Annotated in this window: 5 protein-coding genes; 3 read left to right on the forward strand and 2 right to left on the reverse strand. The window is 40.4% G+C overall.

The features are described 5' to 3' along the window. Positions 1 to 7 precede the first annotated feature (7 nt). On the forward strand, positions 8 to 2380 hold the full coding sequence (locus ASE92_RS06880; RefSeq protein WP_056849382.1) for an alpha-L-rhamnosidase C-terminal domain-containing protein: 2373 nt from the start codon (positions 8 to 10) through the stop codon (positions 2378 to 2380). A gap of 925 nt (positions 2381 to 3305) precedes the next feature. Here the strand turns inward: ASE92_RS06880 and ASE92_RS06890 are convergent. Together ASE92_RS06890 and ASE92_RS21685 are read right to left on the reverse strand one after the other, a co-directional pair. After that, positions 3306 to 4190 (reverse strand): type I glyceraldehyde-3-phosphate dehydrogenase, encoded by an 885-nt coding sequence (locus ASE92_RS06890; RefSeq protein WP_200926363.1) that lies wholly within the window; start codon positions 4188 to 4190, stop codon positions 3306 to 3308. Then, the gene (locus tag ASE92_RS21685) at positions 4144 to 4338 is read right to left on the reverse strand and encodes a glyceraldehyde 3-phosphate dehydrogenase NAD-binding domain-containing protein (RefSeq protein WP_200926364.1); all 195 of its coding nucleotides are present in this window, start codon (positions 4336 to 4338) and stop codon (positions 4144 to 4146) included. Before ASE92_RS21685 ends, ASE92_RS06890 begins: the two co-directional genes overlap by 47 nt. An 809-nt stretch (positions 4339 to 5147) precedes the next feature. Here ASE92_RS21685 and ASE92_RS06895 point away from each other — a divergent pair. Further along, positions 5148 to 13442: an Ig-like domain-containing protein gene (locus ASE92_RS06895; protein ID WP_056849384.1), complete on the forward strand. Its 8295-nt coding sequence runs from the start codon at positions 5148 to 5150 to the stop codon at positions 13440 to 13442. 38 nt (positions 13443 to 13480) lie between these two features. Next, positions 13481 to 13734: Ig-like domain-containing protein (locus ASE92_RS21690; protein WP_369817395.1), on the forward strand; the 254-nt coding region annotated here is incomplete at its 3' end.

Consider the following 13734-nt stretch of genomic DNA (forward strand, 5'->3'; position numbering starts at 1 on the left):
ATTTAACATGGTCTCTTTCAAAAAACTGCTTTTCTTACTTTCGTTTGTTTGCTTTGGCATTTTATCCAAAGCGCAAGAGGTTCAGATCAATCCTGAGCTATTAAAGAACCAGTGGACAGCCTATTGGATTACCTGTCCAAACGTCTCTCAACGCGATTATGGCGTTTATCATTTTCGCAAAGATTTTACCTTGAATAAACCTGTCGAAAAATTTATTGTTCATGTTTCAGCCGACAACAGATACCGCCTATTTGTAAATGGAAGGGATATATGTAGCGGTCCTGCACGTGGCGACTTGTACAATTGGTATTTCGAAAGCATTGATATTGCTCCATATTTAAAAGCAGGTCATAATGTTATTGCTGCACAGGTTTGGAACATGGGTACGCTTGCGCCTGTAGCTCAAATCTCAAATCAGACTGCATTTGTGCTTCAGGGTGATACAAAGAAGGAATCCATAATCAATACTAATTCGAGTTGGAAAGTAATTCAAAATAATGCTTATAGGCCTTGCTCTGTTGATAACGGAGAACGGCTAAAAACTTACATGGTGATTGGCCCGGGTGATGAGGTGATTGGCGGGAAATACCCCTGGGGGTGGGAAATGCCCGGATACAATGCGGCAAACTGGTTAAAACCCCTACAAGTTGCAAACCCGGTTACGGTAGGATACGGTACAGATAACCAATGGACTTTGGCTCCGCGAAATATTCCGTTAATCACCGAGAAACAACAGCGTTTTGGAAAGATTGCCCGATTATCAGGGCTAAAAAATTCAAATAATTTCCTGCAAGGTAAAGCCTTATTAACTATACCTGCAAATAGCAAAGTCAGTATTTTGATCGATCAGAATTTCAACACTGTTGCTTACCCTGAACTGATATTAAGCAAGGGAAAAGGTTCTTCTGTGAAGGTTACCTATGCAGAGGCGCTTTTTAAAAACGGCATTAAGGGCAATCGAAATGATATTGTAGGTAAAGAAATTGTTGGCAACTTTGATATTTTCCATCCCGATGGTGAAAACAAAAGATTATTCAGGCCGCTATGGCTACGAACCTATCGCTTTGTTCAACTCGATATCATAACCAAAGCACAGCCGCTAGTGATTAATGATTTCTATGGTATGCAAAGCGGCTATCCTTTTAAAGCAGTGGCGAGCTTTACCAGTAATGATGAATCTTTGCAGGATATTTGGAATGTAGGGTGGCGAACCGCTGAACTGTGTGCTGGAGAAACCTACTACGACTGCCCGTACTATGAACAGTTGCAATACGAAGGAGATACCCGCATTCAAGCACTTATATCGTTGTATGTAACTGGTGATGACCGGTTGATGCGTAAGGCGTTGCTGGATTTTTACCATTCCAGAGTTCCTGAAGGACTTACTCAGGGCAGGTATCCAAGTAACAGGCTACAGGTGATTCCACCATTCTCGCTTTACTGGGTTTCGATGATTCATGATTACTGGCTGCATCGTGATGACGAAGCTTTTTTAGAACAGTTTCTGTTGCCCATGGAAGAGGTTTTAAAATGGTATGAAAATCAGATCGATCAGAAAAAACAAATGCTTGGGCCAATGAAATGGTGGAATTTTACCGATTGGAACACTGCATTCAACTTTGGCGTACCTGATGGCGCAAACGATGGAAACTCCTCCATTATAACTTTTCAATATGTTTATACCCTAAGGCAGGCAGCTAAGGTATTTCAGCACTACGGTAAAAATGAGCAGGCCAGGCATTACATAGAAATTGCCGAACGTCTGGGAGCAGCATCATACAAATTGTGTTTCGATTCAAAAAAAGGCGTAGTAGCCAATACTCCGCTAAAAGATAGCTTTAGTCAGCATGCCAGCATCATGGCTGTGTTGGCTGGCGCCGTTCCCGCGGAAGAAGAAAAGGGTTTACTAAACAAGGTTTTGATGGATACAACGCTAAGTCAGGCTACCTTTTACTATAGGTTTTACTTAAACCAGGCTTTAAAGAAAGCTGGAATGGCAAACTTATATTATGCTCAGCTGAAACCATGGAGGGAGATGTTGCAAAACGGATTAACCACATTTGCGGAAAATCCGGATCCTACACGGTCAGATTGCCATGCCTGGAGTGCCAGCCCGACCTATGATTTTCTCTCCACCATTTGCGGGATTATGCCGGCTGATGCCGGATTTAAACGAATATTGATTCAGCCGGCTTTAGGTGAATTAAAGCAAGTCATTGCTCATATGCCTCACCCCGCTGGAATCATTAACCTTTCCCTAAAAAGAAGTGGCGAAGGAATAGAGGGCGACGTAGACTTGCCAGCAAATCTTTCAGGTGTATTTAAATGGAATGGTAAGGAAGTTCAATTAGTTGGCGGAGCTCAGAAAATAAAATTTTAAAATCCGGAAAGTGCTTACTACGAGAAAATTGATGGTATGTTTAAATTCAACAAGTGAATTAGCACATTGAATTACTTGCTTCAAAGAAGTAAATATGGTGATTTCTTATATTTTGAATACCGATAAGGATATTTGATGGCGGTTTCCTGTATTTGAACTATGCTAACTTAAATAATTATGGATCAATATACCTAGCTGCTCAGTCAACTGTTCCGATGGCTTTCGTTCCAAAGTATATTGTGCTGAATTGAATTTTTCAATGAATGTAGCCTGTTGACAATTAAACTTTAAATATCCCTGCTCAAAAAATTGCTCTTCCACAACAGGTGAAGAGTCGCTCGACTTTAGCCATAACTTGATCAATGCTTCTGATTTATTTTCAAAATATAGCCACTGACAATCCGCACTGGCGTCCTCACGTCGCACATATGTGATTCTAATCTCCAAGATGATGTGAGTTGAATTCTCGAAAAGGCGCTTTACGGCAAATTTTTGACAACATGTGACAAACATAATCATTGCTTGATTTTCTTTAATATCTGATGGCTAATTTATAATTCGTCCAAAGAACCGATTAATTTGGTGTGCTGATGTTAGCAATCCATTATTCTTTTTTTATAGTAAACCTGTAAAATATCTTCGATTTTTTGTAGCTAACCCGATGAAAAATACCTGTTGAAATAAAGTGGATTTAGACCTTTTTACCCATCTCAGTTTTCTCTGCTGACCTCAACGGTTCGTTACCATGTGCTAACAACTTTTCTTCTGAAGGCGTCACCCCCCCCTCAAATAATGTATCGCCATACACTGTGCCTCATCGATTATTTACAAAGGCGTTTGCCTGGAGTCGCCCACCAGGTTCCGAAGCAGGCAACTCTTACAAACCAGTTGATGATATCTTGACGTTTTTGTTATTGACAGACGATTACTGCATTGTTATTGACTGCGGAGGATAACTTTTTAAGGAAGCAATTCTCCTAAATGTTCGAGGCGATATAGGCCGCAACTTCGGTGAGCCTATTACTAAACCCCATTCATTATCATACCAGGAAGCGACAGAAAGTAATTCGCCCTGCTTGGCAGTTAGAGGCAAATCTATCAAAGCTGAATGCATATCAGCAAAGATGCGAGCGGAAATCCATTGCTCGTCCAGCACATCCATTACCCCAACAAGTTCACCCTGAAGGCTTGCAGTGCGAAAGGCTTCATTTACCTCTTGTACGCTACATTGCTTAGTTGTGATCAGGTTCAATTCTGCTATGCTACCTGTTCTGGTAGGGATTCTGTAAGCCTTTCCACTGACATTGAGATCTGGCCAAATGAACTGGAGTGCCTTTGCCGCTCCGGAAGAGGATGGGATCATATTTTCTGCAGCCGCCCAGCAATCTCTCAGATCTGACATTGGCTGGTCGGTCAATGATTGGGAATTAGTATAGGAATGAACAGTAGAAAATAAACCATACTCAATCCCGAACGCCTCCCTGATTACTTTAATGGGAGCAGCAAGCGCATTGGTAGTACAGCTGCCCATGCTAATGATATGGTCTTTCCCGGGATTGAAGCTTTCCAGATTTATTCCCTCACAATCTGCCAACGATTTACTCGGTGCACTTACAAGGACATATTTCGCACCTGTATCAAGGTGTGTCTGCGCACCTTCCCGACGGGTCGCATTGCCCGAACAATCCACCACAAGTGCAACACCAAGCGCTTGCCAATCGGGAACTCCGGTAGAAGAGTCGAGATAAATGATGTGATGTCCATCAAAAATAGAAGCTGAATCTTCTGTATGGTCTTTTCCAGTATCCATAATTTGTATCAACACTAAATAAGGCCTCAAGCGTCTTAATGTTTTTAATATCGGCAAATGCCACGGGGGAAAAAAGCGATCGCTCCAGGGCAATCCGCATAAATTGACGGCCAATCCGCCCAAATCCATAAATTCCGATTTTCTTCATAAATAATTGATGAGTAATTTTTTCACTTTACTAAGTTAGGTTTCAGTTTTCTAACCATATTTGACTGTTATCAAGAGTTTAAAAAAAACATCTTTAACTCACGCTATGGCGCTATATATTGGTTAATACAGACATACAACCCTTAGTTGTGGGCTAAAAATTGATATAAATCAACAAAGTTTGAAATACATCTACTAAAAAATCAACGAAATATTCTAGATAGATAAGATATTATTTGATATAGATCAATTAATCGCAATTATGTAATATTAATACTACATGATTGCGATTAATTACATTGTTTTGACGTAGAATTCTAATATCTTCGCGGCTTATATACCTGTGATTGAGAACGTATAAGTTAATTTTTAGAAATCCATCGGACTTCAATTCACATATGTGTACCGACTAAACAGACAACTAAATTATTACATCATTCTTTTTATTGTAAATCTTATCGTCCCATATGATTAAAAATTTACCTTCGTTAAGCGTCGTTACGCATCATTATTTTTGTCCTGCCTGTAGCATAAAGAACAAATTTCCCGATTGTTTTGATTTGTCGATAATACCGATGTTTTTTGTTTTATCTAGTATACCTCTTCTACACGCTCAAGTCTTATTCTTCCTCATTAGGCTTCAATACAATGCTACAAATTTATTATTAAACCTAAAGTAAATAGTTATCTCTATTATTTTCTTAAGGAGACTGCCGCTTGATCCTAACTTTTGATCTGGGCGAAGCGCTACAATTTGAGAACCAACCTACATCAAAATCCCGATCAATAAATTTAATTCCACTCAGGAAAATGAATAATACTTTACGCTTTTTTGCTCAAATCCTTTTTTTTACTTTCTTACTTAATATTTCAAATTGTTTTTCGCAGACTGGTGCAACCCATATTTATACTGATTACGGAGGTTTTTGGTCTTCGGGCTTTGGGGCGGTAAATTCAATACTGCCAGATAACGATCATAATTTATTAGCTTTTAGATATAAAAATGTAACATATTCTACAGGGGTTAATAATGGAATTTTAGGTGCAAATGGTATAACTTATCAAAACACAAGGTTTCAGGCTTTTCCGGTAAAAGACGTTCCGCTTTCAAACGGTAATAGCGTGTTTGCAGCTTATGGGAGCTTGAGAGATAATTTACCAGGTGTCGTTGGTCTGCCAGCTCCCTTTAATCCTCCTCCTAATCTACAAATCTCAGCTGTACTGGCCGATGGTATTAATGGTTTAAATATTGGAACTGGTGTTACTAATATTCCTTCTAATTCAGAGGCTTTAACCTTTAGCTTTGGAGCAATAACAAATGCTACTCAAATTGGAGATGGTATTCCTGATATTCTGATAAGTCAAATAGCAGATGCAGGTAATGGAGATAAAGCTGACCAGTTATATTTTGAAGATGGTAGTGGGAATCGAGTAGGTAACATTGTATCAATTACATTGAGTTCTTCATCAGTTCCTGTCCTTGGTAACTGGTCTATTGACTTTTATAATCCGAGTGGGTCGGCGGGCTTAACGCCACCGCAATCGAGACCTATAAGGTTATGGGCTGCCGATGCAGCTGATTTTGGAATTACGCAGGCGAATTATAGTAATGCTTTGGTTCTAAGGTATAAATTAAATGGTTCTAGTGATCCCGCATTTTTAGCTTTTAGCACTTCCTTTATTCAAATCGTTTCGGTAAACGATGATATAGCATCAACAAACCAAAATACGCCGGTAAATATTAACGTTTTAGCTAATGATGAACCTATAAGTGCTTTAAATCCTAATTCTATGGCTATTACTCAGCAGCCAGCCAATGGAATAGTTAGTATCAATACAATAAATGGAGTCAGGTTGGTCACATATACCCCTAATCCAGGTTTTACAGGAGTAGATAATTTTAAATATCAGGTATGTAATGGAGCAGGTACCCCGCAATGTGATGATGCCATTGTAACGGTAAATGTTGGATCGGCAGATGTTCAGGTGATTAAAACAGCAAATATGCTCGCTCCTGCGATAGGAAGCACTTTAGTATTTACCTTAACTGCTAAAAATAATGGGCCTAATACCGCAAATAATGTTGTGGTTAGAGATGTTTTACCAGTAGGATATACGTTTGTATCAGCAAATGCTACTTCTGGCAATTATGATGCTACAACAGGTAACTGGGCTGTAGGTGCTATGGCAAACGGCGCAACAGCCAGTGTTAGTATAACAGTAAGGGTAAACCCTGCTGGTCCGTATGGAAATATTGCTACGGTAACTGCTAGTACGATAGATCCGCTAGAAAATAACAATACTTCTTCTATAACCCCAGCACCTGTATTATCCTCTAATTTAGAGGTAACCAAAGCTGTTGATGTGCAAACACCAACTGTTGGAAGCAATGTGGTTTTTACTTTAACAGCAAGAAATATTGGTCCGAGTAACGCTACGGGTGTTGCTGTAAATGACCTACTGCCTAATGGTTATACATTTGTTTCGGCTGTGCCAGCTGCCACAACTACCTATAATGCGGCTTCTGGAGTTTGGAACATTGGTTCTTTAACAAGTGGAAATGCTCCTATAACGCTCACTATTACTGCGAAGGTAAATGCTACAGGGAATTATGCAAACACCGCTACCATTAGTGGTGCGCAGCCAGATCCCGTTGCTGGAAACAATACCTCAATATCAACGCCTAATCCTGTTGCACAGGCAGATTTAGCCATTAAAAAATCAGTTTTACCTTTAAATCCAGATGTTTATCAGAATGTTGTATTTACCATAGGATTAACCAATAATGGCCCAAGTGCGGCTGCTGGTGTGATTGTGACAGACGTCTTGCCTAGCGGTTATACTTTTGTTTCTTCATCGGCAACTGCCGGAACTTATAATAATGCCGATGGTAAGTGGATTTTAGGTACTGTAAACAACGCGGCAAATGCAACGCTAACCATTACGGCAAAAGTGAATGCAACAGGCGCTTATACAAATACAGCAACTGCCAGTACTACAACAGCAGATCCAACGGCTGCAAATAATACAGCATCGGCAATGCCAACACCAGTGCCAATTACCGATTTAAAAGTTACCAAAACAGCTGCAAAAGATATCATTAACAATGCGGCAAGTGTTAACCCAGGTGATACCGAAACTTTTACAATTACAGTAACCAATACAGGTCCATCTGCTGCAACAAATGTAGTGGCTACAGATATCGTTCCAAATGGATACACTTTCAGTAATAGTACGCCAAGTGTGGGTGTTTATAATCAAGCAACGGGCAAATGGACCATCGGGAATTTAGCAAATGGAGCATCAGCTACGCTTACTATAAATGCGGTTATTAATGCTTCTGGAAATTATTCGAACTATGTATCCTTAACAGGGACGGAGAAAGATTTAGATTTATCTAATAATGAAGCTTATGCACCGTTGGCCAATACAAATGCGGATGTAAGCATTATTAAAACGGTAAATAATGCAGCCCCGAATGTAGGTGCAAATGTAACTTTTACCTTAACAGCTACTAATGCAGCAAACAGTACGAGCGATGCTACACAAGTTACGGTAACCGATATATTGCCCTCAGGCTATACTTATGTTTCATCATCGGCAACTGTAGGAACATATAACATTGCAAATGGTGTTTGGTACATTGGCAACTTGTTGAAAGGAAATACACAAGTATTAACTTTGGTTGCTAAGGTTAATCCCTCAGGAGATTATTTAAATACCACACATGTTGTGGCTACACAGTCTGATCCGGTTCCTGCAAATAATGCTTCGCAAGCTTTAGTAACTCCAATAGCTAACGCAGATTTATCGGTTGTTAAAGCGATGAATAATGCGGAGTTGAATAATAATAAGGGCGTGTTTACTATCGTTGTAACTAACAACGGGCCAAGTACAGCTACCAATGTTATTGTGAATGATGCGTTACCTAGTGGATATGCATTCAACTCTTTCAGTGCAACAACGGGTAGTTATGCCGCAGGAGTTTGGACAGTCGGAAACCTAACAAGTGGTGCCTCTGCAACCTTAACAATTAATTCAACTTTAAATTCTTCTGGTAATTATGTAAATACAGCTACTGCAAGCAGTGCAACCAATGATTTGGTACCAGCCAACAATTCATCAAGTGCCCAACCTGCACCCTTAACACCAACTGGTAACGCAGCACAAACTTTTTGTGAAATTGCTGATGCCAGGGTTTCTAACTTATTGGCTACCGGAAACAATATAAAATGGTATGCCGCCGCATCTGCCGGAACAGCTTTGCCTGGGACAACAGCATTAACAAACGGTGCTAAATATTATGCTTCGCAAACTATTGCTGGAACTGAAAGTGTAAACAGATTTGAAGTAACGGTTAATATTACAGTAACTCCTGCGCCAACCACTAATTCCGCCACGCAAACTTTTTGTGAAATTTCTGCAGCGACCATTAATAGTTTGCAGCTAACAGGTACTGCTGTAAAATGGTATGACGCTGCAACCGGAGGAACGCTATTAACTGGTACAACTCCTTTAGTAAATAATGCAATTTATTATGCCTCTCAAACATTAAATGGTTGTGAGAGTAAGTCTAGAACTGCTATAAGGGCTATGCTTACTATTACTCCACCACCAACTGGTGCTGCAAATCAATCCTTTTGTGAAATATCTTCACCTACTATCAGCGAGCTCGTGGCTACTGCTACAGGTCTGGTAAAATGGTATGAAACGCCAACAAGTACAGTTGTTTTGTCTGCAACCCGCCCATTAATAAATGGAGAAACGTATTATGCTACTCAAACCCTAAGCGGTTGTGAAAGTTTGACGCGTTTCGCTGTTACAGTTCAAATTTCCGTTGTACCAGCTGCAACCGCGGCAACTCCTCAAAATTTTTGCGCAAGTGAAAATGCTACAGTTGCAAACTTATTAGCTTCTGGAAGCAATATTCAATGGTATGCAAATGCAATAGGTGGAAGTCCGTTAGCAGCAGCAATTGCTTTAGTAAATGGAACTACTTATTACGCTAGCCAGACGGTAAACGGTTGCGAGAGTAAAAATCGTACTCCAGTTAATGTAACTATAAATGTAAATCCAACTGCTACCGTAAGTGGCGGCGGAACGGTTTGCGATGGGGCAACTTTGCCAAATGTAAGCATCGCTTTAACGGGCAATGCTCCATGGAATATCATTTATAATAATGGAACTTCAAATATAGCAGTTACAGGAATTACAACTAATCCTTACATGATTACAAATGCTCCTGCAGGAACTTATACCGTAACCTCTATTAGTAATGCATCATGTGTAGGTACAATATCAGGGAGTGCTCAGGTAATTGTTAACCCTCTGCCTACAGCTACGGTAAGTGGTGGTGGTGCAACTTGCTTGGGTTCGCCAAAATCGAATGTAAGTTTTGCTTTTACAGGTACTGCACCATTTACATTTACCTATACAGATGGTACAACTCTGCATACCATAACAAATACATCAACAAATCCTTATATTTTAACTAATGCAGCAGTTGGAAATTATAGTGTAACTGCAGTTACTGATGCAAGTGGTTGTAATGGAACATTTTCTGGCTCAGCTCAGGTAATTGAAAATCCTGTGCCAACGGCTACAATTAGTGGAGGAGGCACATTTTGTTATACGGATACAAGGCCAAATGTTGTAATTAGTTTAACGGGTACATCTCCATGGTCTTTTAGTTATACTATAAATTCGGTTAAAACAACAATTACTAACCACAATTCGAATATTTATACTATACCAAATGCGCCAGATGGGATCTATACAATAACAAATTTACATGATGCAAATTGTACAGGAGCTCCTTCTGCAGCAACTGTAAAGGTTTTGGAAATTAACGTGCCTCAAGTTCAGGTGACGCATCCTGTTTGTAATGACGCTGGAAATACAGGTAGTATTACTATTTTATCTCCTGTCGATCCTTCTCTGGAATATTCTATAAATGGTGTTGATTTTTTTCCTTCTCCTTATTTTCCAAATTTAAATGCGGCAAATTATAGCGTTTCAGCCCGAAAGTTGGGCTGCGTAGGGCCTGCGCTAGCGGTGACAATTTTACCCGCTGTACCAGCACCTAATGTTGTGTCAGTTTTACAACCAAATTGCACTATTTCAACTGGTACAATCACTTTAGGACAGAATGTTGGCTTAAGTTATTCAATAGATGGAGGAGCAAGTTATGTGAATAATAATGTATTTGCAGGTTTAACTCCGGGTTCATATAATACAAGAGTTAAATCTGCAACGGGCTGTGAAAGCACCATATTGATTGCAACCATTAATCCACAACCACCAACACCAAATGCCCCAATATCTACTTCTCCAATAAATTATTGTGTTGGCGAAACCGCAAGTATTTTATCAGCCACTGCTGATTCTGGAAATACTTTATTATGGTATAATGATGCAATAGGTGGGGTAGGAAATACTACTGCACCAACACCATCTACCGCCACTGCAGGTTTGCAAAAATTTTATGTAAGTCAGCGGACTGCTGCTGGCTGTGAAAGCGCAAGGACTAAAATCGAAATCAACATAAATGCATTGCCACCTGCACCTATTACAGATGGCGATAAAGAAACATGTGAGGCTTCGGTAATGCCAACTTTAACTGCAACAGCACCAGCAGTAGCAGGATTTGATATCGTTTGGTACGATGCCGCATCTGGCGGAAATGTTATTCCTAACCCAACTTTAAATACTGTTGGTACAAAAACCTACTATGCCGCTTTACAAAATGCAACAACTAGTTGTTTAAGTAGTACTAGGACAGCTGTAGTTTTAACCATCAACCCAACATCGGTTGCGCCAATAAGTGGAGGCCCTCAAACAGTTTGTGCAACTTCGCCAATACAAACATTAACAGCTACGGCAACAGTTGCAAATGGATATTCAATTATTTGGTATGATGCGCCAACTGGCGGAAATATTACTACACCAACACACAATGCCATTGGAACAGTTACCTATTATGCGGCATCAAAAAATGATGTCACTAATTGCGAAAGTTTAACCAGAACGGCTGTAGTTTTAACTATTAATGAAACTCCTTCGGCACCAATTGCTCAAGACAAAACTGAATGTGCAAATACACCATTACAAACCTTAACAGCAACGGCAACCGTTCAAGCTGGCCAATCGGTTATTTGGTATGATGCCGCAACTGTTGGAAACATCGTTATCAATCCAATATTGGCTACGAGCGGAACAGTAACTTATTATGCAGCAACCAAAGTAGATGCAACTGGTTGTGAAAGTTTAACCAGGACACCTGTTGTATTAACTTTACGTTCGCCATTATCAGCAGGAATAATTGGTAGCAATCAAGATTTCTGTCGTACAGGTTTAGGAGCTGTTCAACCTGCGGCTTTAACCTTTGCAACTTTGCCATCTGGCGGAGCCACAACATATACTTATGTTTGGCAAAGCTCGCTAGACAATTTCACTACGGTTTTAGGGAACAATTTAGCAACAACTGCTAATTATACACCAACTCCAATTAATGTAACTACTTATTACAGTGTATTAATTACTTCGGGCGATTGTGGTACAGTGACCAGCAATATCATAACAGTTTCAGTTAAAGATGCGCCAACATTAACATTAGCAAGTAATGCCAACCAAAGTTTGTGTAGCGCTACTTCAATTGTGAATATCGTTTACACATGGGGTGGTAGTGCAACTGGAGCTATAGCAACTAATCTTCCAAATGGATTAATCGCTACACAAGATCTTGTTGCCAAAACATTAACTATATCTGGTACGCCAACTGCAACTGGTACATATACGGTTACCACTACCGGCACAATAGCTCCTTGCACAACGCAAGCTACACGTACCGGAACGGTAACCGTTAATCCATTGCCAGCAGCGCCAACAAATACCACTGCAAATGCTGTCCAATGTGGAACATCGCCAACACAAAGCATTACTGCTACTGCAAATGCTCCAGGTGGCTCTTCTGTGGTTTGGTATGATGCGTCAATTGGAGGGAATGTTGTTACGCCCACTTTAAATACTGTAGGCAGTAAAACTTATTATGGCGCATCAAAAAATAATGTTACGGGTTGTGAAAGCGCATCTCGTACTCCGGTAACTTTAACTATTAATGAGCTGCCATCTGTTCCTTCAAGTGGAGGTAATCAAATTCAATGTTCTAATGCGGTTGTACAAACTTTAACAGCTACGGCAGTTGCTCCGTCAGGAACTTCTATTGTTTGGTATAATGCCGCCTCTGGCGGAAACATAGTGAATAATCCAACTCTTAATACAGTTGGTACAATTACTTATTATGCGGCTTCGCAGGATAATGTGACTGGATGTTTTAGTTTATTGCGAACTCCAGTAACACTTACAATAAATCCTCGAAATACGGCAGCAAATATCACTGTTGCTCCTAAAGCGATATGTGCTGGTAACTATACTATATTAGAGGCAAGTACATCTTTAGCTAGTCCAGTTTTTAGATGGTATGCAACAGCTGATTTAAGTGGAGCACCTTTGTTTACGGGCGATGACTTCAGTACGCCTATTTTAACAGCAACCACCACATATTATGTAACGGTACAAGGTGATGATGTTTGTGAAAATTTACCTAATACTGCATTTGCTGTAACTGTAACAGTGAATACACCACCAGTATCACCATCTGTTTATGCTGTTTCTACTAATGAAGATGTTACGCTTTCTGGGAATGTGGTTGCTGCCGATCCTGACGGAGATAGCTTGACTTATACAAAGGCTTCAGATCCGGCACATGGAACGGTTACTGTATCCAATAATGGTGCTTATACTTACATTCCAGGCTCAAATTTTAATGGTTCTGATAGCTTCAACATCACAGCGAGTGATAATTGTGGAACAACCACGGTAACCATCAACGTAACGGTAACTCCGATAAACGATGCACCGGTGGCAACTGCACCAGCAATTACCACCGCTGAAGATGTTCCGGTGAACGGAACGATCACGGCAAGCGATGTAGATGGCGATCCATTGACGTTCACCACGACTACACCTCCAACAAACGGAACGGTAACAGTAAACAATGACGGCACCTACACTTATACACCAAACGCGAACTTCGACGGATTGTAACAGTAAGCGATGGTAAAGGAGGAACCACAACAGTAACCATCAATGTAACAGTAACTSCGGTAAACGATGCACCAATAGCCACTGCTCCTGCAATCACCACAGTTGAAGATGTTCCGGTTAACGGAGCGATCACGGCAAGCGATGTGGATGGCGATCCGTTAACGTTCACCACAACAACAGCTCCAACAAATGGAACGGTAGTGGTAAGAGCAGATGGAACCTACACTTATACGCCAAACGCGAACTTCRACGGAACSGACAGTTTTGTTGTAACAGTAAGCGATGGCAAGGG

Origin of the sequence: Pedobacter sp. Leaf41 (assembly GCF_001422545.1) — a bacterium.
GTDB lineage: Bacteria > Bacteroidota > Bacteroidia > Sphingobacteriales > Sphingobacteriaceae > Pedobacter.

What these genes read in the sequence shown, in the direction of transcription:
- ASE92_RS21685 (WP_200926364.1), bottom strand. Translation starts at nt 4,338, where the DNA reads ATGAAGAAAATCGGAATTTATGGATTTGGGCGGATTGGCCGTCAATTT.
- ASE92_RS06890 (WP_200926363.1), bottom strand. Translation starts at nt 4,190, where the DNA reads ATGGATACTGGAAAAGACCATACAGAAGATTCAGCTTCTATTTTTGAT.
- ASE92_RS06895 (WP_056849384.1), top strand. Translation starts at nt 5,148, where the DNA reads ATGAATAATACTTTACGCTTTTTTGCTCAAATCCTTTTTTTTACTTTC.
- ASE92_RS06880 (WP_056849382.1), top strand. Translation starts at nt 8, where the DNA reads ATGGTCTCTTTCAAAAAACTGCTTTTCTTACTTTCGTTTGTTTGCTTT.